General features: G+C 63.1%; 17 protein-coding genes. 9 read left to right on the forward strand and 8 right to left on the reverse strand.

Features of this window, described 5'->3' with window-relative positions; all coding sequences use genetic code 11:
* Positions 1–251 precede the first annotated feature (251 nt).
* A complete protein-coding gene (locus PEP31012_RS23110) occupies positions 252–1,307 on the reverse strand; it encodes a SagB family peptide dehydrogenase (protein WP_150591547.1) in 1,056 nt (351 codons plus the stop codon).
* 583 nt (positions 1,308–1,890) lie between these two features.
* On the opposite strand from PEP31012_RS23110, the gene trpS reads away from it, so the two are divergent.
* Complete coding sequence (gene trpS, locus PEP31012_RS23115) at positions 1,891–2,919, forward strand: tryptophan--tRNA ligase (protein ID WP_150591548.1); 1,029 nt, start codon at positions 1,891–1,893, stop codon at positions 2,917–2,919.
* A gap of 58 nt (positions 2,920–2,977) precedes the next feature.
* Here trpS and PEP31012_RS23120 read toward each other — a convergent pair whose 3' ends face one another.
* From PEP31012_RS23120 to PEP31012_RS23150, 7 genes are all read right to left on the reverse strand, one after another.
* On the reverse strand, positions 2,978–3,340 hold the full coding sequence (locus PEP31012_RS23120) for a hypothetical protein (protein ID WP_150591549.1): 363 nt from the start codon (positions 3,338–3,340) through the stop codon (positions 2,978–2,980).
* A gap of 54 nt (positions 3,341–3,394) precedes the next feature.
* Complete coding sequence (locus tag PEP31012_RS23125; RefSeq protein WP_150591550.1) at positions 3,395–4,576, reverse strand: MFS transporter; 1,182 nt, start codon at positions 4,574–4,576, stop codon at positions 3,395–3,397.
* A 227-nt stretch (positions 4,577–4,803) separates the two neighbouring features.
* Entirely contained in the window at positions 4,804–6,036 is a 1,233-nt protein-coding gene (locus PEP31012_RS23130; RefSeq protein ID WP_150591551.1) for a metal-dependent hydrolase family protein, read from the reverse strand.
* A gap of 62 nt (positions 6,037–6,098) precedes the next feature.
* Entirely contained in the window at positions 6,099–7,379 is a 1,281-nt protein-coding gene (locus tag PEP31012_RS23135) for an MFS transporter (protein WP_150591552.1), read from the reverse strand.
* A 224-nt stretch (positions 7,380–7,603) separates the two neighbouring features.
* Complete coding sequence (locus PEP31012_RS23140; RefSeq protein WP_150591553.1) at positions 7,604–8,506, reverse strand: LysR substrate-binding domain-containing protein; 903 nt, start codon at positions 8,504–8,506, stop codon at positions 7,604–7,606.
* Positions 8,507–8,544: 38 nt separating this feature from the next.
* A complete protein-coding gene (gene fumC, locus PEP31012_RS23145) occupies positions 8,545–9,933 on the reverse strand; it encodes a class II fumarate hydratase (RefSeq protein WP_246171444.1) in 1,389 nt (462 codons plus the stop codon).
* 187 nt (positions 9,934–10,120) lie between these two features.
* Positions 10,121–10,996, reverse strand: coding sequence for a LysR family transcriptional regulator (locus PEP31012_RS23150; protein WP_150591554.1), 876 nt, complete (start codon positions 10,994–10,996; stop codon positions 10,121–10,123).
* A 217-nt stretch (positions 10,997–11,213) separates the two neighbouring features.
* Between PEP31012_RS23150 and PEP31012_RS23155 the strand changes: the two genes are divergently transcribed.
* The 8 genes from PEP31012_RS23155 to PEP31012_RS23190 all read left to right on the forward strand — a co-directional run bounded on the left by PEP31012_RS23155 (position 11,214) and on the right by PEP31012_RS23190 (position 21,170).
* Entirely contained in the window at positions 11,214–12,722 is a 1,509-nt protein-coding gene (locus PEP31012_RS23155; protein WP_425494989.1) for a CoA-acylating methylmalonate-semialdehyde dehydrogenase, read from the forward strand.
* 172 nt (positions 12,723–12,894) lie between these two features.
* Entirely contained in the window at positions 12,895–14,529 is a 1,635-nt protein-coding gene (locus PEP31012_RS23160; RefSeq protein WP_150591556.1) for a GMC family oxidoreductase, read from the forward strand.
* 616 nt (positions 14,530–15,145) lie between these two features.
* Positions 15,146–15,925, forward strand: a complete 780-nt coding sequence (locus PEP31012_RS23165) for an ABC transporter ATP-binding protein (protein ID WP_150591557.1) — start codon at positions 15,146–15,148, stop codon at positions 15,923–15,925.
* 8 nt (positions 15,926–15,933) lie between these two features.
* Entirely contained in the window at positions 15,934–16,695 is a 762-nt protein-coding gene (locus tag PEP31012_RS23170) for an ABC transporter ATP-binding protein (protein WP_150591558.1), read from the forward strand.
* 76 nt (positions 16,696–16,771) lie between these two features.
* Positions 16,772–17,971 (forward strand): ABC transporter substrate-binding protein, encoded by a 1,200-nt coding sequence (locus tag PEP31012_RS23175; RefSeq protein WP_150591568.1) that lies wholly within the window; start codon positions 16,772–16,774, stop codon positions 17,969–17,971.
* A gap of 76 nt (positions 17,972–18,047) precedes the next feature.
* Positions 18,048–18,932, forward strand: a complete 885-nt coding sequence (locus tag PEP31012_RS23180; protein WP_150591559.1) for a branched-chain amino acid ABC transporter permease — start codon at positions 18,048–18,050, stop codon at positions 18,930–18,932.
* 11 nt (positions 18,933–18,943) lie between these two features.
* Positions 18,944–19,951 carry a branched-chain amino acid ABC transporter permease gene (locus PEP31012_RS23185; RefSeq protein WP_150591560.1) on the forward strand — a complete coding sequence of 336 codons (1,008 nt, stop codon included), beginning with the start codon at positions 18,944–18,946 and terminating at the stop codon, positions 19,949–19,951.
* A gap of 436 nt (positions 19,952–20,387) precedes the next feature.
* Positions 20,388–21,170 carry a TSUP family transporter gene (locus PEP31012_RS23190; protein WP_150591561.1) on the forward strand — a complete coding sequence of 261 codons (783 nt, stop codon included), beginning with the start codon at positions 20,388–20,390 and terminating at the stop codon, positions 21,168–21,170.
* Positions 21,171–21,371: the final 201 nt, after the last annotated feature.

Below are 21,371 nucleotides of genomic sequence, written 5' to 3' on the forward strand. Positions count from 1 at the left end.
GATCTGCTGCCGCACCGTTGGACGCCGGCCGCGCCCTGAAACCTGACCCGTCAAGACGGGTTTGCCGGTCGCTTACATTGCAATCACGTCTGGAGCGGACTGTGCTTCCTGTAGTGCATATACAAACGAAGACGGGTCAAGAGCGGCGAACCGGGCACCAGAGTCTTTCTCAGCCTCGTGGGAAAATTCGAGGATGCAATTGCGTATGAATGCAACGCAGCCGTCGTGCCCCGGCTTGAAGGAAAGGATTTTCACGATCCGACTCCTTCTGTAAAAAGTTTCATCGCGACTAGTGCGTCACGGGCTACTGAGCCCGCACCGTAACCGGCGCCGAGGAAGAAAAGAGCAGATTCGTTTATCCCATCGACCCCGAGCAGCGTGTTTGCATCTGAGTCGATGAAGTAACCTGTGGGCCATGACTGGATGCCAAGAGCCGTCGACACCAGTTGAAATGTTTGAACGAGACATCCCACGTCCATTAGGGCAACGCGGTATGCGCGAGAGTGTGGGTACTTCCACCAAAGCTTGTCGAAGCGTGATGTGACAAAGACCCCGTACGCCAGATCCTTCGCGACGGTCTGGTTGCAGAGAATTCGGCAGATCCGCTCTGCATCGGGGGCTTGGGCGATATATGAGAGTTCGTGGCGGATGGATCGATAGTGATACACCCCTTGCTTAAGACCGGCCACGTTGAGTGCAACAAGATACGGCTCGCTAGGTTGCATTGACCCGCCTGACGGTGACGTTCGGCGATAGCCGACTGGTCTCATACCAAGGTCAGATAGATCACTTCGCGAATCACCATGCACGGCGCCGAACGTCGCCCACAGGGTGTCAGACACCTCCTGAAGCCCAACGGATTGATTAAAAAAGGAACGACACGTTTGGCGCTCTCTAAGTGTGGAGCCGAAGTCTGAACCAGTGACCAATCGAGGCGAGGGGAGATGAGTCAAGGGGCCCGGTCGAAGAACTTCGTTGCTTGGGATACGATCTGCAATAGAGGCGCAGCGCTCGACATATCCCAGATACGGGGTTTCCTCAGGGGGTTGATCTGTTGCTGGGACTTGAGTGCCGAGATGGAAAATTCTTGATAAGCAGTCCCATCCCCACCCTTCTGGGTCAAGAGTGGAGAGGAGGCCAGCCTCGGCGATTTCTCTGTCGATATCATCGTCGTGCATCTCCGAACCGGAAGCGAGTTCGAGAAGCCTCGATACGTGCTGCACGTCTATCCGATATTGCTTGTGATTTTGGTAGTCCCAGAGAACTAGTTCCCCGTTCAGGATTTTTAAGAACGTTGCTGGCGTCATACGTATCCTGGTGCTCGCTCCCGGACTCTGTGGCTAGGGTCCGGGAGCGAATCATCGATTTTTAGTTGGCTTTCATCGGAGCGGTGTGCGGAGTGTTGTAGGCATCGTTGGATTGGTTGGATAGCGTGGGCTCAAGTTGAATGAGTTTCATATGATTTCTCCAGTTAATTGAGTTATCCCAGTGCGAATTCAGCATGGGAAAACATATATTCATAGTCGACGTTTCGTAATGCTATTCAATTTAGACTTTGATCTATTGCATAACGGCAAAGAGAGTTCACTGACTCGATGCTCAACCGCGAGGAGGATGAAGAAGTCCAGCACAGTGAGATTGAGATTTCTGCCGTTTGACATTGGAGACTTCGACAGCCGATTTTCATTACTGCGGTTGATGATTGTTACGTGACGCGCCCGGCCGTCAGGACCGTTTCTGTACCGCCGTCCAGCCAACGCGCTACCATTCGGGGGTTACGGTTGACGCAATGGGGCGAGCTGGATGCCCGCGGTGGTGTTGCGACGGGAGGCCGTCCATCGCGCACGGGGCATCGGGGCTTGCCACAAGCGCTTGAATACGGAGAGGAAAATGAGTGTTTCGAAGGCACCTGCGGATCGCAAGGTGATCCTCACGGGTGACCGCCCGACGGGGCCGCTGCATCTGGGTCACTATGTCGGCAGTCTGAAGAACCGCGTGGCGTATCAGCACGAGTACAAGCAGTTCATCCTGGTCGCCGACGCGCAGGCGTTGACCGACAACACCGACGATCGCGGCAAGGTACACCGCAATGTCTCGGAAGTGGCGCTCGACTATCTGGCCGTCGGCATCGACCCCAGCGTGACGACGATCTGCGTGCAGACGTGGCTGCCCGAACTGACCGAACTCACGTTCTACTACCTGAACCTCGTGACCGTGGCGCGCCTGGAGCGCAATCCGACCGTCAAGCAGGAGATCGGGCTGCGTAACTTCGAGCGCGATATTCCGGCCGGCTTTCTCACGTATCCGGTCAGCCAGGCGGCCGACATCACGGCGTTTCGGGCAACGCTCGTGCCGGTCGGCGAAGACCAGTTGCCGATGATCGAGCAGACCAACGAAATCGTGCGCCGTCTGAACCGTCTGGCCGATCGCGAGATCCTGGTCGAAGCGAAGGCACTGGTGCCGCCGATCGGGCGTCTGCCGGGCATCGACGGCAAGGCCAAGATGAGCAAGTCGCTGGGCAACGTGATCAACATTTCATCGACGCCCGACGAGATCCGCGCTGCCGTCAAGAAGTGCTACACGGATCCGCTACACCTGAAGGTGGAGGATCCGGGGCACCTGGAAGGCAACGTGGCATTCGCCTACCTCGACGCCTTCGACGAAGACAAGGAAGGCTTGCAGGCGCTCAAGGATCACTACGTGCGCGGCGGTCTGGCCGACTCGAAGGTGAAGGCGCGTCTGGAAGAGCGGTTGCAGGAGATGTTGCGCCCGATGCGTGAGCGTCGCGAGGAATTCGCCAGGAACCCCGAGTTCGTGTGGGACATGCTGCGCGCCGGTACGGAGCGTGCGCGCGAGACGGTCTCGCAAACGCTTGAAGATGTGCGCTCTGTCTTTGTTACGCCCGGGTGGAAGAAGTAACGTCGCTTGGGCGATGTTGCCAAGCGTAAGCAAGCAGCCCGAGGGTGGGCTGCTTTTTTCATGAGCGCGGCAGAGGGCGAGGTGTTGTCGAGGGAGGCGTCCGTACGGCAGGTCTGGTTAAGCTGGTAGTCTCACCGTTGGGACTCGATCCACACTGTGCCATGTCGTTCCTGAACGACTCGGCGCTGAGCAGGGGTTGCGCCTCGCCGGCGGATGCATCGTGCGCCGCAGCGCCCGCGTTTGCCTGACGGACGAGGCGCTCGACGCGGGCCAGCGCAGCATTCTGCAGGCTCAGCAGTTCCGCGAGACCGTTTTCCGCGTCCGTCAGGGCGTCCCTGATCTGCCCTTGCGCGGCGACTGTCCGATAGCGTTGCGCCAAATCGACGGTGGGCGCGGCGGATACGTACTTGATTGGACGCATGGTGATTTTGTCTCCTCGTGTTGAATGAACCCTCGCCGAAGCAATGGCTCGCCGTCAAAGCCGGGTATTCCCAAACGTGTGATCGAGATGCTCGAGATTCTCGTTGAGCACGCGTTGATTGCGTGCGGTGCGCGCAATATCATGACTGAGCTCGTCGAGACGCGCCTGTATCTCGGTGGTCGCGCCCGATTGATGCACACTGTGCCTCGCTTCCAGCCCGCGATTGATGGCGTCGTTCAGGTTCTTGATCGCCGTGATCTCGTTCGATAGCTTGCCCCAGCCGCGATTGCGGGCATAACCGAAGACGTTGAATATCCCGTTGAAGGCCGTCAACACACCTGCCGCCGTTGAGGCGAGCTTCAACCCCAGCGCGAGACCGACGATTGCGGGCAGCAACCCGGGAAGCACCGCCGACGCGACCCCTAACGAGACCGTGATGACCAGGAACGAGACGAGAATCAGGATTCTTGTCTTCCATCTCCGCTTCTCTCCCGGGATGGCGGCCTGGGCCTCGGTCAGATAGTGGTTGATCAGCGGCTCGGACTTGCTCAACAGATCGCCCGTCACCACGAACGCCGCGTATAGCTCTGCCTTCGCTTGTCGAAGCGCTGCCGGCGTCATCTCCGCGTTCTCCAGGGTCCGCTGCTGGTCCTCCAGAACCCGTCGCGCCGATGTCGCGCCCACCATCGTGTCGAGGGCGGCTTTCAAATGACGGAGCGCGTCGAACGCCGCCTTCGCTTTCGGCGTCAGTTGTGCCGTGTCGGAGATCGATTGCTGCGCGTCGACGCGCTTGAACGACATGAACGACGTGAGCGACGGATCGCGTGCCTTGCCGATTTTCACGATGGCCTTCTCGAACTGGTCGATCAGTGCATCGATGCCGAGAATATCGGACGCCGCGTGCGTCGAGATGGTTGCCGACAGTCGCGCGATGGCGTCGTACTCGCCGGACAATTTGCCCCGGACCGCTTTGGGGCTGACCGCTTGCGCCGCCGCATCCCAGTCACGCTTGAGCGCGGCCAGGTTGGCGACGATGTCGGCCCGGAGCGTTTCGATCGTGGGTAAGGTATCGCCACCATCGGTGGCCGACGAGGCCGATCCAGGGGCTGGCGCATGCTGTCGAACCCCGATCTGTCTCCACTCGGACCGGGTCGTTGGCAATGACTGCTTGGCGACGCGGCCGCTAACGGCGGTATCGAAGCCTAATGACAGGTAGGATGGTGGAGCGAGCTTCATGGGTAGACACCTTCTGCGCGACATTGCGAGGAGTCTATGCAGCGGTGCCCGGCCGCGCTTTTCATTCGCGCGTCGAATTGTCGGAATCGGGGTGTCGAGGCACCACTGGCAACGAATGCACCTGCAATAAAAAGCGCCGCAATGTGCGAGACATCGCGGCGCTTCTCTTTCCGCCCACCGCGAACGCGCTTGCGCGTGTTGCCGGGCGGCGGCTCCGGTGATTGCGGTTATTCCGGCTGCTTGGCGACCTTGCCGTCCTTGAAGACCCAGCGGATGTTTTCGCCTTGGCCGGTCAACACCGCGATGGATTCGAGCGGATTCCCCTCGACGACCAGCACGTCGGCCAGCGCGCCCGGTGCGATCACACCCAGCTCGCCCGCGCGATTCAGAATTTCCGCACCGATGACCGTTGCCGAGCGAAGCGCTTCGGCGGCACCCAGCACGTCGGCACGGATCGTCAGCTCGTCGGACTGGTACTTGTGCATGTCCCCGAGCAGGTCGGAGCCGAAGCCCATCTTCACGCCCGCGTCCCGATAGATCGAAAGCGATTCGCGACCGGCGCGCTGCACGCTCTCCACCTTGGCGACCGACTCCGGCGGCAGGCCCAGCGATGCGCCGTCCTTGGCCAACGCGTCGTAGGTGACCAGCGTCGGCACCACATAAGCCCCTTTCTCGGCCATGAGCTTCGCCGTCTCGGCGTCGCACAGATTGCCGTGCTCGATGGTGCGCACGCCGCAGCGCACGGCGCGGGCAATCGCACGCGGGGTGTAGGCGTGGGCCATCACATAGGTTTGCGCGGCCTCCGCTTCGGCGACCGCTGCGCGGATCTCGTCTTCCGAATATTGCGTGTTGGCAATGGGATCGACCGGCGAAGCCACGCCCCCCGAGGCCATCAGCTTGATCTGCGTCGCGCCCTTCTGGATCTCCTCGCGCACCGCGAGGCGGATCGGATCGACGCCATCGACGACGCGCCCGATCGCCCCCGCGCGAAACGCGCACGAGCACGGCTCCAGCGTGTCGCTGCGGGGACGGAAGTCGCCATGTCCACCCGTCTGCGAGAGCGCCTTGCCCGACGGGAAAATGCGCGGCCCCGGAATCACGCCCTGCTCGATGGCCTGTTGCAGCGCCCAATCGGCGCCGCCGGCGTCACGCACGGTCGTGAAGCCGCGATTGAGCATGCCCTGCATGATCGGCAGCGACTTGAGCACGGTGAGCACGTTCGGCTGGCTGGCGTTCGTGCCGAGATTCGGATGCGAGGCGAGCACGTGCACGTGGCAGTCGATCAGGCCGGGCATGACGGTCTTGCCGGTGACGTCGATCACCGTCGCGCCGTCGATGTCGAGCGGCGTGGCGCTGAGCGCCGTGATGCGATTGCCCTCGATCACGACATCGTGACGCTCGAGCAGATGGCCGGCGGCTGCATCGAGCACATTGCCGCCGCGAAGCAGGGTAACGGACATGGGGATTCCTTGAAAAAATGCACAAGGCGCGCCGGTGAGGGCGCGCCCGGGCGACAGGGGACTCACGCCTTGGGCAGCGGCTTCACGAAGCACGTACCGACGAGGCTGATGGCCGCCGCGATGATCACGTAGATGGCCGGGGCCATGTTGCTGCCCGTGCGGGCAATCAGCCACGTGATGATGAGCGCAGCGAAGCCGCCGAAGATCGTCACCGCAAAGTTGTACGCCACTGACAGACCCGTCGAGAGCACCTTCGCCGGGAACATCTCGGAGAACGCCGCGAGAATCGGACCGGTATAGCAAGCGATGAGCAGGCCGAACACGATCTGGAACGCCAGCAGCGAGTGCAGACCCGGCGCCGTATTCAGGTAAGTGAACATCGGCCATGCGAGCAGCAGGATCAGCAGGGCCGAGCCCGACAGGAACGGACGACGGCCGAAGCGATCCGCCAGACGTCCCACCACCGGAGCGAACACGAGAATCATCGCGCCGCCGACCATGCCGGCCGTGAAGCCCTCGGACGCCTGCAGCTTGAGCACGCGCTGGGCATACGTCGGCATGTAAAACAGCAGCACGTAGGTGCAAATCGTCCACAGCACGACCATCGAGAAGCTGGCGAGAGTCTCGCGCGGATACTTCGAGAACACGTCGCGCAACGGTGTATCGGACTTCTCGGCGTGCTGGAACGTCGGCGTCTCGTCGATCTTGTTACGGATGTAGAAGCCGACCGGGCCGATGAGCATGCCGACGAGGAACGGCACACGCCAGCCCCACGACACGAGCGAGGCATGATCCAGCTCGGTGGTCACGAACGTGCCCACGGCGGCGCCAAGCAGCACGGCGAAGCCGATGCTCGACTGAATCCAGGCCGAGTAGTAGGCGCGCTGGTTGGCGGGCGCGTATTCGGTCAGGAAGGCCGTCGCACCGCCCATCTCGCCGCCGGCGGAGAAGCCTTGCAGCAGACGCGCCAGCACGATGATGAGGGGCGCACCCAGACCGATCTGATCGTAGGTCGGGGCCAGGCCGATCATCGCGGTGCCGGCGGCCATGAGCAGAATGGTGAGCGACAGCGCGGCCTTGCGGCCTACGCGGTCGGAATAGATGCCGAGCACAATGCCGCCGACCGGGCGCATGAAGAAGCCCACGCCGAACGTGGCCACGGCCAGCAGAAACGACGACAGGTCGTCGCCGGTGGGGAAGAATTGCTTCGCGATGATGGCCGCGAAGAAACTGTAGACGGTGAAGTCGAACCACTCGAGACCGTTGCCGATCACCGTCGCCACAATCGCGTGACGGCGCTGACGGGCGAGGTTCTGTTGAGGCACTGCCAAGGTCGCCTGCATCTGAGTCTCCCGGAGGATGGGTGGCGTCCGTTGCGAGCCTTGCGACTACGTCATGCCGGTAATACGCCTGCTTTTATGTCGGATCACGTCAGCGCTCCCCTCGGGATCGACAGACGTGCGCGGATACGACACAAAGTAGTGCAGACAAAATGACACGCCAAACGAAAATTCCGCATGTTGTCATGCGTGCAGCGCATGGCAGCTTCCGAAAAATTACGTAACCACTATGATGGGAAACGAGATTCTGTGTAGATCCAGTTACGGAAAATTCGCGCTGCGGCATGCTCGTGGCGTTCGGCAGGCCACACGAGGTAGTAGCCGCCCCCTAGGCTTGCGGTCGCATTGCAGGCGGGCACGAGCAGGCCGGCATCGAGGCAGGAATCGATCATGTGACGCCAGCCCATGACCAGGCCGCCGCCCTCGATGGCCATCTGCACGAGCAGCGGGTAGTAATTCGCGCTGACCATGCGCGGAAACTTCGGGGCGTTCACGCCTTGCAGCTCGAACCAGTCGGGCCATGACATCCACTTGCGCTGGCCGTCTTCGATAAAGAGCAGCGTCTCGCCGACGAGATCAGCCGGCGCAAGCTGGCGTCCGCGCAGATAGGCGGGCGAGCAGACGGGAAACACTTCCTCGTCGAAGAGCCGCCGACCGGCCAAGTCCGGGGGCAGATCGTTACGCACGTAATACACCCCGAGATCGAACTCCGACGCGGACAGCGACGCAATGCCGTCTTTCACGATCACGCGAATCTTGATGTCGGGGTGTGCGGCGCGAAAGCGCATGAGTTGCGGCGTCATCCACAACACGGCCACGCCCGACGAGCAGGCCACGGTGAGTTCCAGGTCGCCGCGCCGTTTCATCAGGTCGGCGGTGGCTTCGGCGCATTCGCCGAGTAGACGCTGGATCTGTTCGGCGTAGCGTTGCCCGGCCACCGTCAGGCGCAGCGTGCGATGCTCGCGCGTGAACAACGCGCGCCCGAGGAATTCTTCGAGCTGCGCGATTTGCCGACTGACGGCGCTCTGCGTGAGATTGAGTTCGACAGCGGCCCGGGTGAAGCTCGCGTGCCGCACGGCAGCGTCGAAAGCAATCAGGCAATGCAGCGGCGGCAACGGCGAGATGGGCATGCGCGGTGACGAGGTGAAGGGTGAGGGCTCGCGCGAAATCAGCGCTTGCCGACCATTTGCTCCGGGCGAACCCAGGCGTCGAACTGCTCGGCCGTGACGTGGCCCAGCGCGAGGGCGGCGGCCTTGAGCGTGGAGCCTTCCTTGTGCGCCTTCTTGGCGATCTGCGCGGCCTTGTCGTAACCGATGTGCGGGTTGAGCGCGGTCACGAGCATGAGCGACTCGTCGAGCAGCGAGCCAATGCGCTCGCGGTTCGGTTCGATGCCGATGGCGCAGTTGTCGTTGAAGCTCACCGCGCCGTCGGCAAGCACGCGCACGCTTTGCAGGAAGTTGTGGACGAGCATCGGCTTGAACACGTTCAGCTCGAAGTTGCCCATTGAGCCGCCGATGTTGATCGCCACGTCGTTGCCCAGTACCTGGGCACACAGCATGGTCATCGCCTCGCATTGGGTGGGGTTGACCTTGCCCGGCATGATCGAGCTGCCCGGTTCGTTTTCCGGGATCATCAGCTCGCCGATGCCGCATCGCGGGCCGCTGGCCAGCCAGCGCACGTCGTTGGCAATCTTCATCAGGCTGGCGGCGAGCGTCTTGAGCGTGCCATGCGCGTTGACGAGCGCGTCGTTGGCCGCCAGCGCCTCGAATTTGTTCGGCGCGGTGACGAACGGCAGGCCGGTGTCGCGCGCGAGCGTGTCGGCCACCTGCTTCGCGAATGCCGGGTGGGCGTTCAGGCCCGTGCCCACGGCCGTGCCGCCGAGCGCGAGTTCCGCCACGTGGGGCAGGGCGGCGTCGACGTGCTTCAGGCCGTGGTCGATCTGCGCGACCCAGCCCGAGATCTCCTGGCCGAGCGTGAGCGGCGTGGCGTCCTGGAGGTGGGTGCGGCCGATCTTGACGATATCGTCATAGGCGCGCGCCTTGGCGGCGAGCGTGTCGCGCAGTTGGCCGACGCTGGGCTTGAGGTGGTTGACGAGGGCGTCGAGGGCGGCAACGCTCATGGCCGTCGGGAACACGTCGTTCGACGACTGGCCCTTGTTCACGTCGTCATTGGGATGCACGAGACGCGTTTCGCCGCGCACGCCGCCGAGCAGTTCGCTGGCGCGGTTCGCGAGCACTTCGTTCATGTTCATGTTGGACTGCGTGCCCGAGCCGGTTTGCCACACGGCCAGCGGAAATTCGTCGTCATGCTGGCCGGCGACGACTTCGTCGGCGGCCTGGATGATGGCGTCGGCCTTCTTCGCGTCGAGCATGCCAAGGCCCTTGTTGACCTCGGCGGCGGCGCGCTTCACGCGAGCGAGCGCACGCACGAGTTCGCGCGGCATTTTTTCGGTGGAAATCTTGAAGTTCTGCAGCGAGCGCTGCGTCTGGGCACCCCAGAGACGATCGGCGGGCACCGCAATTTCGCCGAAGGTATCGCGTTCCATTCTCACAGACATGATCGACTCCTCGAAGACAGAATTGAATTCTAGGGCTTTCGCAAGCCTCTGGCAGGGCAGCATGGGCCGCGATGCGCCACGGCGCGAGATGACAAGGGGGTGGGACCTTTTGACGACCTGGAACCCGAAGGCCATGGCCTTGGATTATGCGCCGGAACCGCGAACCCAAGGCGTCACGGGATGGTGCTCAGTCCCAGACCGCCGCCACCAGTTGCAGCGCGGCGGCGATGGCGGGTTCGTCGCGTCGGGAGGCCAGCGTGACGAACGTGAGTTCGGTCGGCACGCTCACGCCGTCGGCGATCACCAGACCGTGTGCGTGCGCCTCACGCAACGCGATCGAGTCGCGCACAAGCGACAGCCCGACGCCGGACTTCACCAGATCGAGCATCGATGGCTCCTGATCCACTTCCGCAACCTTGATGGGCGACACGCCCAGCGCGCCGAACCGTTCCGAGAGCAGGCGGTTGTGGGCCGATTCAGGGGGCGTCCAAATCCACGGCAATGCGGCAAGTTCGCGCCACCCGCGTCGGGCCACGCGCTCGCGCCAGCCGGCCGGCGCCAGCACTTGATACGAGAACGGCGTGAGCGTGATGGCGTGAAAGCGCTCGGGGTCGGGCACGCCGAGATAGAAACCGACGTCCAGTTCGCCGCGCCCCAGTTGTTGCAGCACGGAACCGGACATCCCCTGACGCAGCGCCGTCTCGATTTGCGGATACGACTCGACCAGCCGTTTGAGAAACGCGCCCAGCCGAGTGAATTCGGGGTCGAGTATCGTGCCGATGCGCAGTCGCCCGCGCACCGTGTCGCGCATCGCACCGGCCGCCTGTTGAAGGTCGGCCAGCGCGGCGAGCATGCGCTCGGCCAGCGGCAGCAGGGCCTGGGCGTCGCGCGTGAGCGCCAGTCCCTGCGCCGTGCGCGTGAAGAGCGTCAGCCGCAACGCCTCCTGAAGGGCCTTGACCTGCAGGCTGACCGCCGGTTGCGTCAGATGCAGGCGTTGCGCCGCGCGGGTGAGGTTGCCCTCGTGGGCAATGGCGACGAAAGCGCGAAGGTGAGCGAGTTCCATGAGAGACCCTTCTCGGGCGACGCCGGTGGCGTGTGGTGTCGGGACGGGAGACGCGACATAAGCGAATCTTATATTGCTTTTGACAATTTCTCATTGGATTGCGTTGGTACGCCGCAGTACGCTTGGGGCTTGATGTGGCGTGAGCCTTGGGGCGAACGTCTGACGAAACAAGCGAGGGCCGTGTCACGGACCGGGCCGGATTGGGGGGAAGATGAACATGAGCAATGCTGATATTCCGACAGTACAGCACTTCATCGGGGGTCGCCGCGTGGCGGGCGATGGCGAGCGTTTTGGCGACGTCTTCGATCCGGCGCAAGGCGCTGTGAGTGCGCGCGTTGCGCTGGCTGGCGTCAATGACGTGAATGCGGCTGTGGCGGCGGCCAAGGCAGCGCTGCCGTCGTGGGCGGAAACGGCGCCGCTCAAGCGTGCCCGGGTGCTCTTCAAGTTCAAGGCGTTGCTCGACGAGCATCAGGACGACCTGGCGCGCATCATCACGCGCGAGCACGGCAAGGTGTTCTCCGACGCGCGCGGCGAAGTCACGCGCGGTATCGAAGTCGTGGAGTACGCCTGCGGTGCACCGAACCTGCTCATGGGCAAGCACAGCGACAACATCGGCGGCGGTATCGACAACTGGCATCTGCGTCAGCCCGTTGGGGTGTGTGCGGGTATTACGCCGTTCAACTTCCCCGTGATGGTGCCGATGTGGATGTTCCCGATGGCGCTGGCGTGCGGCAATACCTTCGTGCTCAAGCCGTCCGAGCGCGATCCGTCGGCCAGCCTGCTGATCGCCGAGTTGCTGCGCGAAGCGGGGCTGCCCGATGGCGTCTTCAACGTGGTGCAGGGGGACAAGGTCGCGGTGGACGCGCTGTTGGCGCATCCTGACGTCGACGCCCTGTCGTTCGTCGGCTCGACGCCGATTGCCGAGTACATCTATACCGAAGGCACGCGTCACGGCAAGCGCGTGCAGGCGCTGGGCGGCGCGAAGAATCATCTGGTGGTGATGCCCGACGCGAATCTCGATCAGGCGGTCGACGCGCTGATCGGTGCGGCCTATGGCTCGGCCGGCGAGCGTTGCATGGCGATTTCGGTGGCGGTGGCCGTAGGGCAGGTGGCGGACCGTCTCGTCGACGCGTTGGTGCCGCGCGTGAAGGCATTGCGCGTGGGGCCTGGTGTCGATGAGGCATCCGAAATGGGGCCGGTCGTCACGGGCGCGCACAAGGCGAAGATCGAGGGCTACATTGCCGAAGGGGTGAGCGCGGGCGCCAAGTTGCTGGTCGACGGCCGCGGATTGCAGGTGCCGGGCCACGCGCAGGGGTTTTTCCTCGGCGGAACGCTGTTCGATCACGTCACGCCTGAGATGACGATCTATCGCGAAGAGATCTTCGGGCCTGTGCTGGCGGTGGTGCGCGTGCCGGATCTGGCGGCGGCGATCGAACTGGTCAACGCGCACGAGTATGGCAATGGCGTCTCGTGTTTCACCAGCGATGGGGGCGTGGCGCGCGCGTTTTCGCGCCAGGTGAAGATCGGCATGGTGGGCATCAACGTGCCGATTCCGGTGCCGATGGCGTGGCAGTCGTTCGGCGGCTGGAAGCGTTCGCTCTTCGGCGACCATCACGCGTACGGCGAGGAAGGCATTCGTTTCTATACGCGCTTCAAGAGCGTGATGCAGCGTTGGCCGGACAGCATCGCCAAGGGGGCGGAGTTCACGATGCCGGTGGCGAAGTAAGCGAGTGCCCTGCGTTCCGGCGCGCCCGAGGGTCAGGGGCCGCGCCGGATGTCGGACCTGACGACAAAAATGAACCCGGCGCGGGTGGCGACAGTCCACCCCACTCGGGTGCCGCACCAGCGTTGGCACCGCACCATGGCGAGTGCTGCGCCATCGACGGAGACAGGCGGGAATGAACAAGCAGGCAGCGAAGCCGGAGCGCTTCGATTACATCATCGTGGGGGCCGGTTCGGCCGGGTGCGTGCTGGCCAATCGCCTCACGCAGGACCCCGACGTCACCGTGCTGCTGCTCGAAGCGGGCGGCAAGGACGACTATCACTGGATTCACATCCCCGTCGGCTACCTCTATTGCATCGGCAATCCGCGCACCGACTGGCTGTATCGCACTCAGGCTGAGGCGGGGCTGAACGGACGTTCGCTCGCGTATCCGCGTGGGCGGGTGCTGGGCGGCAGTTCGTCGATCAACGGCATGATCTACATGCGCGGACAGCGCGAGGATTACGACGTGTGGGCCGACGCGACCGGCGACGACGGCTGGCGGTGGGACAACGTGCTGCCGCTGTTCAAGCGCAGCGAGGACCACTACAAAGGTGGCACCGAGTTTCACGGCAGCGGGGGCGAGTGGCGTGTCGAGAAGCAGCGCCTGTCGTGGCGCGTGCTCGATTCGTTTGCCGATGCCGCCGAGCAGGTCGGTATCCCCAAGACGGACGACTTCAATCGCGGCGACAACTTAGGCATCGGTTATTTCGAGGTGAATCAACGTCGCGGCGTGCGCTGGAGCGCGGCGAAGGGCTTCTTGCGTCCGGCGTCGCAGCGACCGAACCTGACGATCATCACGGGCGCGAGTGTGAGCCGCTTGTTGTTCGAGGGCTCGCGGTGCACCGGCGTGGCGTATCGCGGCGGCAATGAAGACTTCACGGCGACGGCGAGTGCCGAAGTGATTCTCGCGGCGGGAGCGGTGAATTCGCCGCATCTGCTGGAGGTGTCGGGCATTGGCGATGGTGAGCGTCTGCGCGGCTTCGGCATCGACGTCGTCTCGGATCTGCCGGGCGTGGGCGAGAACCTGCAAGACCATCTGCAATTGCGCACGGTGTACAAGCTGCGCGGCGTCACGACGCTCAATCTCACGGCCAACAGTTTGTTCGGCAAGCTGAAGATCGGCATGCAATACGCGTTTGCGCAGCGTGGGCCGATGAGCATGGCGCCGTCTCAGTTGGGGGCATTCGCCCGCAGTCGCGAGGACGTGGCGCGCCCCGATCTCGAATATCACGTGCAGCCGTTGTCGCTGGAGCGCTTTGGTGAGCCGCTGCACAAGTTCAATGCGTTCACGGCGTCGGTGTGCAATCTGCGGCCGACGTCGCGCGGTCATGTGCATCTGACGTCGCCGGATGCGCGCGTTGCGCCCAGCATTGCGCCGCATTATCTATCGACGGAAGCGGACTTGCGCGTGGCGGCCGATGCCATCAAGTTGACGCGCCGCATCGTGGGCGCGCCGGCGTTCGCGCGTTATGAGCCGCGCGAGTATCTGCCCGGGCCGTCATTTCAGACAGACGCGGAGTTGATGCGTGCGGCGGGCGACATCGGCACCACGATTTTCCATCCGGTGGGCACGTGCCGCATGGGCCGCGCCAACGATCCGCAGGCGGTCGTCGATGCGCAGTTGCGTGTGCGTGGCGTGCAGAACCTGCGTGTGGTCGATGCGTCGGTCATGCCGGTGATCACGTCGGGCAATACAAACTCGCCGACGATCATGATTGCCGAACGCGCGAGCGACATGATTCGCGCGGCGCGCAAAGCCGGGCGGTGAGCGAACACGCGATCAGCAGGCCGGCGAGCACCACGAGCCGCGGCTGATCGATGGCCGTGATGGCGAGTCGGGGTGCCCGCCATCGTGAAGCGGATGGCCCCTATCATGGCTGCTGCCGTGACGGCATGCGTCTCGAAGCGACGCGGCGTAGTTTGGTGAAAATCCGATGAGGCCGGCGCCCGCCGCACTTTCCGGATTTCCGGATATTTACCTTAAAACTTACGTAGTAATACCTAATGTCGGTTGCGCGAACGACGATGGGGTGTCGTCAAACGGGGTCGGACGCTTATTTGCGGGCGCGGCAAAAGCCTTATGCCACAAGGGGTTCGGGACGTGTTCGCACCGCGATCGAAGGGTCTCCAAAGCGTGTGCGCATGCGCGTTTCGGCAGGTGCGGAGCCTAGTGCAAATCCCAATGATCGCGTTGCAGCAAACCACCCACAATATCGATTCCCGATGTGCGAACGGACCAAGAATTCGGCGACACACATGGGACGCGAGATATCTCGTCGACGATGCCACCCACGGCGACGTCGGCCTGTCTCGCGGTTGTCACAGACGATGGTGCCGAGGCCGTCATTCGCCTCGCACCGCCAACCAGGAATGTGGCAGGAGACATGGCGAACAACGATTACATTCTCGAAACCCGCGGACTCACGAAAGAGTTTCGCGGCTTCACCGCCGTGAACGGGGTCGACCTGCGCGTCGCGCGCGGCACCATTCATGCACTCATCGGGCCGAACGGCGCCGGCAAGACTACCTGCTTCAATCTGCTCACCAAGTTTCTCGTGCCCACCGCCGGCACCATCACGTTCAACGGTGAGGACATCACACGCGAAGCCCCCGCCCAGGTCGCGCGACGCGGCATCATCCGGTCGTTCCAGATTTCCGCCGTGTTCCCGCACCTCACCGTGCTCGAGAACGTGCGCATCGGCCTGCAACGCAACCTCGGCACCGCCTACCACTTCTGGCGCAGCAGCCGCTCGCTGCATCTGCTCGATGCCCGTGCGATGGAATTGCTCGCCGAAGTCGGCCTGACCGAATTCGCCGATACGCTGACCGTGGAGCTGCCGTACGGGCGCAAGCGCGCCCTTGAGATCGCCACGACACTTGCGATGGAGCCCGAACTAATGCTGCTCGACGAGCCCACGCAAGGCATGGGCCACGAAGACGTCGATCGCGTCACCGCGCTCATCAAGAAAGTGTCGGCGGGTCGCACGATCCTGATGGTCGAGCACAACATGAACGTGATCGCGGGCATTTCCGACACCATCACCGTGCTTCAGCGCGGCGAGGTGCTGGCCGAAGGTTCGTATCGCGAAGTCTCGAAGAATCCGCAGGTGATGGAAGCTTATATGGGCACCGCGGACGGCGAATTGCAGGGAGCGCACGGGTGAGGACGTCTATGTACGGTAACGGCGGCGGTAATGGTGGCGCGAATGTGCCCGCACTCGAAGTCGAAGGTTTGCAGGCCTGGTACGGCGAATCGCACATTCTGCACGGGGTGGATCTGACGGTCGGCCGCGGCGAGGTCGTCACGCTGCTCGGCCGCAACGGGGCCGGGCGTACCACCACGTTGCGCGCGATCATGGGCCTGACCGGGCAGCGTCAGGGATCGATCCGTGTCGGCGGCGAGGAGACCATTCACCTGCCGACCTACAAGGTCGCGCACCACGGCGTGGGCTACTGCCCCGAAGAGCGGGGCATTTTCGCGAGCCTGTCGTGCGAGGAAAACCTGCTGCTGCCGCCGTACATCGGCATGCGCGGCAATCGTCGTGACGACGGCGGGCGCGGGATGTCGCTCGACGAAATCTACGACATGTTCCCGAACCTGAAGGAGCGCCGCCACAGTCCCGGCACGCGCCTGTCGGGCGGTGAGCAGCAGATGCTGGCGGTGGCGCGCATTTTGCGCACCGGCGCGAATCTGCTGCTGCTCGACGAGATCTCCGAAGGTCTCGCGCCGGTGATCGTGCAGACGTTGGCACGCATGATCACCACGCTCAAGGCGCGGGGCTACACCATCGTGATGGTGGAACAGAATTTCCGTTTCGCAGCGCCGCTGGCCGATCGCTTCTATGTGATGGAGCACGGCAAGATCGTGGAGCGCTTCGGCGCTCCGGAGCTGGAAACGAAGATGCCGGTGCTGCACGAGTTGTTGGGCGTATGAGGTGAGTTTCCCGGCGCGCCAGCGTGCCGGGCGATGAATCCACGCGATCAAATCCACGAAGGAGACAAAGATGACGATGCGGATGAAGGCGTTGGCCGTTGCGGCTGCGTTCGGTTTTGCGGCCATGGCCTCGCAGGCCCATGCCGATGGCAATGCGGTGAAGATTGGTTTCATCACCGATATGTCGGGTCTTTACACTGACATCGACGGCCCGGGCGGGGCGGAAGCCATCAAGATGGCCATCGCCGACTTCGGCGGCAAGGTTCTCGGCAAGCCGATCGAGCTGGTCACCGCCGATCACCAGAACAAGGCAGACGTCGCGGCGTCGAAGGCGCGCGAATGGTTCGACCGTGACGGCGTGGACATGCTGATCGGCGGGACGAACTCGGCGACCGGCCTGGCGATGAACAAGGTCTCGGCCGAGAAGAAACGCGTCTACATCAACGTGGGCGCCGGTTCGGATGCCCTCACCAACGACCAGTGCCAGCCCTACGGCGTGCACTATGCCTATGACACCGTCGCGCTGGCGCGCGGTACCGGCTCGGCCGTCGTGAAGGCCGGCGGCAAGTCTTGGTTCTTCCTGACGGCCGACTATGCGTTCGGTCACGCGCTGGAGAAGGCCACGGCCGACGTGGTCAAGGCCAACGGCGGCACGGTCAAGGGCGAGGTGCGGCATCCGCTCTCGGCCTCGGACTTCTCGTCGTATCTGCTCCAGGCGCAGTCGTCAGGCGCTCAGGTGCTGGGTCTGGCCAACGCCGGCGGCGACACGGTCAATGCCATCAAGGCCGCGAAGGAATTCGGCATCAAGGGCAAGATGCAGATCGCCGGTCTGCTCGTGTTCATCAACGACATTCACTCGCTGGGACTGGATAACACCGCGGGCATGTACCTGACCGATAGCTGGTACTGGGACAAGAACGACAAGACGCGCGCCTTCTCCAGGCGCTACTTCGACAAGATGAAGAAGATGCCGTCGAGCCTGCAGGCCGGTGACTACTCGGCCACGATGACCTATCTGAAGGCGGTGCAGGCCGCAGGCTCCACCGACGCCGACAAGGTGATGGACGAGCTGCACAAGATCAAGATCGACGACATGTTCAGCAAGGGCTACATCCGCAAGGACGGCACCATGATCCACGACATGTACCTGATGCAGGTCAAGTCGAAGCAGGAATCGAAGGCGCCGTGGGACTACTACAAGATCGTCGCGACGATTCCGGGTGACAAGGCGTTCACCACGCCGCAAGAGTCGACCTGCCCGCTCATGAAGAAGTAAGCACTGTCAGCACGATGCACCGAAAGCGGCGGGACGCGTGTCTCGTCGCGACCTTTCTCGCAGAGAATCGATTTCGATGGAATTACTAGGCATCCCCCTGCCGGCGCTGTTGAGCCAACTGCTGCTGGGACTGGTGAACGGCTCGTTCTATGCCATGCTGAGCCTCGGCCTGGCGGTGATTTTCGGCCTGCTCAACGTGATCAACTTCGCGCACGGCGCGTTGTTCATGCTGGGCGCCATGCTTGCCTGGATGGGCGGTAACTATCTGGGCCTCAATTACTGGGTCATGCTGTTTCTCGCCCCCGTCGCGGTGGGCATCATCGGTATCGTGATCGAGCGCACCATGCTGCGCTGGATCTACAAGCTCGATCACCTGTATGGCCTGTTGCTGACGTTCGGCATCACGCTCGTGCTCGAGGGCGTCTTCCGCTCGATCTACGGGGTATCGGGTCAGCCCTTCGACGCCCCCGACGTGCTCTCCGGCGCGACCAATCTCGGCTTCATGTACATGCCGAACTATCGCGCGTGGGTAGTGGTGGCGTCGCTCGTCGTGTGCTTCGCGACGTGGTTCGTGATCGAGAAGACCAAGATCGGCGCGTATCTGCGCGCGGGCACCGAGAACCCGAAACTGGTGGAGGCGTTCGGTGTGAACGTTCCGCTCATGATCACGCTGACGTACGGCTTCGGGGTGGCGCTCGCCGCCTTTGCCGGTGTGCTCGCCGCGCCCGTCATCCAGATCTCGCCGCTCATGGGGCAGTCGATGATCATCACCGTGTTCGCGGTGGTCGTGATCGGTGGCATGGGCTCCATCATGGGCTCGATTCTCACCGGTCTGATGCTCGGCGTGGTCGAGGGTTTCACCAAGGTGTTCTACCCGCAAGGGTCTGCGACCGTGGTGTTCGTCATCATGGTGATCGTGTTGCTGCTGCGCCCGGCAGGGCTGTTCGGCAAACAAAAGTAAGGGGCTGAACCATGCAACAAGAGACGCAACAACGGGTACTTTATTCGCTTCTGCTGCTCGCGCTGATTGCCGCGCCGTTCGCCGGCGCGTATCCGGTGTTCATCATGAAGGTGCTGTGCTTCGCACTGTTTGCCTGTGCCTTCAACCTGCTGCTGGGCTTCACGGGCCTGCTCTCGTTCGGCCACGCGGCATTCTTTGGCAGCGCGGGCTACGTTACCGGCTATGTGGTGCGTAATCTGGGCTTCACGCCGGAAGTCGGCATTCTCGCGGGCGTCGCTGCCGGCGCGGTGCTGGGCCTGGTCATCGGTTTGCTGGCGATCCGTCGTCAGGGCATCTACTTCGCGATGATTACGCTGGCATTGGCGCAAATGCTGTACTTCTTCTGTCTGCAAGCCCCATTCACCGGCGGCGAGGACGGCCTGCAAGGCGTGCCGCGCGGTAGCCTCTTCGGGCTGCTGTCGCTCGATTCCGACCTCACGCTGTACTACGTGGTGCTGGCCATCTGCGCGGTGGGCTTCCTGCTCATCATGCGTATCGTGAATTCGCCGTTCGGTCAGGTGCTCAAGGCGATCAAGGAGAACGAGCCGCGCGCGATTTCGCTCGGCTACGACGTCGATCGCTTCAAGCTGCTGGCGTTCGTGCTGTCGGCCACGCTCGCCGCGCTGGCCGGGTCGACCAAGACCTTGGTGCTCGGTTTCGAGACGCTGACCGACGTGCACTGGACGATGTCGGGCATGGTGATCCTGATGACGCTCGTAGGCGGGCTGGGCACGATGTTCGGGCCGGTAGTCGGTGCCGTGGTCATCGTTGTGCTGGAAAACAAACTTGGCGACATCGGCGACTGGCTGGCGACGGCCACGGGCGTAACCTGGTTCCAGACGCTCGGCGAATCGGTGACGATCGTCATTGGCGCGATCTTCATCATCTGCGTGCTGGCTTTCCGGCGTGGCCTGGTGGGCGAACTGGTGGCGCGAAGCCGGTTTTTCCGCACCACACGCGCGACGGCGCAACCTTCTTGACGGGGGCGCGCGCGCACCGACCTGGGGCGTGCGCACATCACCCTGGCGCATGCGTGTCGGAAAAAACCTCATCCGTAGGGGTAAATGCTGACTTGTGGTGCATCGGGTGCTCCTTTATTCTCTCCTTCAATTCGCGTCACGGCAGGATATAGGGGCGAGGATCGAGGAGACAATAAGCGCGAAAACGCGCACCGCCAAAAAGGAAGCGCTGTTGGAGAGAACTCCAACAGCGCTTTTTATATTGCGCTTCGCCGCAGTGAGAGGCCGCCATCCGTCGATGCTCGACGCCGATGCTCGATTCTCTTCCCTCGCCCCCTGACAATCCTGGTCGCATGTCTTGCCTCCTTCACGTCTCGTATTCCGCACCTTCCGCGCCCTGGCGGTCGGCGCACGTTCCCCCAATGCCTGAATGCCTGAACCCCGACAAGGGGGCGGTATGTTGACGAGCTGGGCGCTGACCGATTTGCTGGTGCTTGCGAGCGGGGCTTTCATTGCCGGTCTGGTCGACGCGGTGGTCGGGGGCGGTGGTCTGATCTCGGTGCCGACACTGTTTGCCGTTTTCCCGAACGCAGCACCGCCGTTGTTGTTCGGGACCAACAAGCTGGCCGGCATCTGGGGCACGGCATCGGCCGCGCTGCGCTACGCGCGTGGTATTGAACTGCGCTGGGCCATTCTGCTGCCGGCGACGGTCGCCGCGTTCGTGTTTTCGTTTGGCGGCGCGTACGCCGTCACCCATGTGCCGGCCGACCTGCTTCGCAAGCTGCTGCCGTTCGTGCTGACCGGGGTGGCCATCTACACGCTGCGCAAGAAGGATTTCGGGACGGTTCACGCCCCTGTGGCGGGCGGGGCAGGGGTGACCCTCTTGGCCATCGTCGTGGGCGGCGCCATCGGCTTCTACGACGGTTTCTTCGGCCCCGGCACGGGTAGCTTTCTCGTCTTCCTGTTTGTCCGATTGTTCGGGCAGGACTTCGTCAATGCCTCGGCGTCGGCGAAGATCGTGAACGTGGCGACCAACCTGGCCGCGCTGTGGCTGTTCGGCATGGAGGGGCACGTTGCGTGGCAGGTCGGCCTGGGCATGGCGATCATGAACGTGCTGGGCAGTCAGGTGGGCAGCCGGCTTGCGCTCAAGCATGGCGTCGCTTTCGTGCGACGCATGTTCCTGGGGGTGCTCGCCGTGCTGATCGTGAAGACCGGCTATGACGCGTTCGTGCGCCGCTGACGAGCCGCCGAGGGCACTGGCGCGGGCGACGTCCGCGTTCGCGGGAGAAGGCGGCGCCAATGCGCTGTCCGGGTGCGGTTCGTAGGGGTCGAAGCCACATGTGGGGAAACCGCACTTTACGAGAAGGCGCCGGTGCCCGTAAGATGGGCGACAATTTGCCGACTGCGCGGTCGGTTAATCTCGGGCCAGCGGGTTGAACAA

Source organism: Pandoraea eparura (assembly GCF_902459725.1).
Classification (GTDB): Bacteria; Pseudomonadota; Gammaproteobacteria; order Burkholderiales; family Burkholderiaceae; genus Pandoraea; species Pandoraea eparura.

Bases quoted from the DNA above. Each gene is read 5' to 3' on its own strand.
- PEP31012_RS23140 (WP_150591553.1), bottom strand. From the start codon at position 8,506: ATGCCCATCTCGCCGTTGCCGCCGCTGCATTGCCTGATTGCTTTCGAC.
- PEP31012_RS23110 (WP_150591547.1), bottom strand. From the start codon at position 1,307: ATGACGCCAGCAACGTTCTTAAAAATCCTGAACGGGGAACTAGTTCTC.
- fumC (WP_246171444.1), bottom strand. From the start codon at position 9,933: ATGTCTGTGAGAATGGAACGCGATACCTTCGGCGAAATTGCGGTGCCC.
- PEP31012_RS23180 (WP_150591559.1), top strand. From the start codon at position 18,048: ATGGAATTACTAGGCATCCCCCTGCCGGCGCTGTTGAGCCAACTGCTG.
- PEP31012_RS23150 (WP_150591554.1), bottom strand. From the start codon at position 10,996: ATGGAACTCGCTCACCTTCGCGCTTTCGTCGCCATTGCCCACGAGGGC.
- trpS (WP_150591548.1), top strand. From the start codon at position 1,891: ATGAGTGTTTCGAAGGCACCTGCGGATCGCAAGGTGATCCTCACGGGT.
- PEP31012_RS23130 (WP_150591551.1), bottom strand. From the start codon at position 6,036: ATGTCCGTTACCCTGCTTCGCGGCGGCAATGTGCTCGATGCAGCCGCC.
- PEP31012_RS23135 (WP_150591552.1), bottom strand. From the start codon at position 7,379: ATGCAGGCGACCTTGGCAGTGCCTCAACAGAACCTCGCCCGTCAGCGC.
- PEP31012_RS23125 (WP_150591550.1), bottom strand. From the start codon at position 4,576: ATGAAGCTCGCTCCACCATCCTACCTGTCATTAGGCTTCGATACCGCC.
- PEP31012_RS23160 (WP_150591556.1), top strand. From the start codon at position 12,895: ATGAACAAGCAGGCAGCGAAGCCGGAGCGCTTCGATTACATCATCGTG.
- PEP31012_RS23185 (WP_150591560.1), top strand. From the start codon at position 18,944: ATGCAACAAGAGACGCAACAACGGGTACTTTATTCGCTTCTGCTGCTC.
- PEP31012_RS23175 (WP_150591568.1), top strand. From the start codon at position 16,772: ATGCGGATGAAGGCGTTGGCCGTTGCGGCTGCGTTCGGTTTTGCGGCC.
- PEP31012_RS23120 (WP_150591549.1), bottom strand. From the start codon at position 3,340: ATGCGTCCAATCAAGTACGTATCCGCCGCGCCCACCGTCGATTTGGCG.
- PEP31012_RS23155 (WP_425494989.1), top strand. From the start codon at position 11,214: ATGAGCAATGCTGATATTCCGACAGTACAGCACTTCATCGGGGGTCGC.
- PEP31012_RS23190 (WP_150591561.1), top strand. From the start codon at position 20,388: ATGTTGACGAGCTGGGCGCTGACCGATTTGCTGGTGCTTGCGAGCGGG.
- PEP31012_RS23170 (WP_150591558.1), top strand. From the start codon at position 15,934: ATGTACGGTAACGGCGGCGGTAATGGTGGCGCGAATGTGCCCGCACTC.
- PEP31012_RS23165 (WP_150591557.1), top strand. From the start codon at position 15,146: ATGGCGAACAACGATTACATTCTCGAAACCCGCGGACTCACGAAAGAG.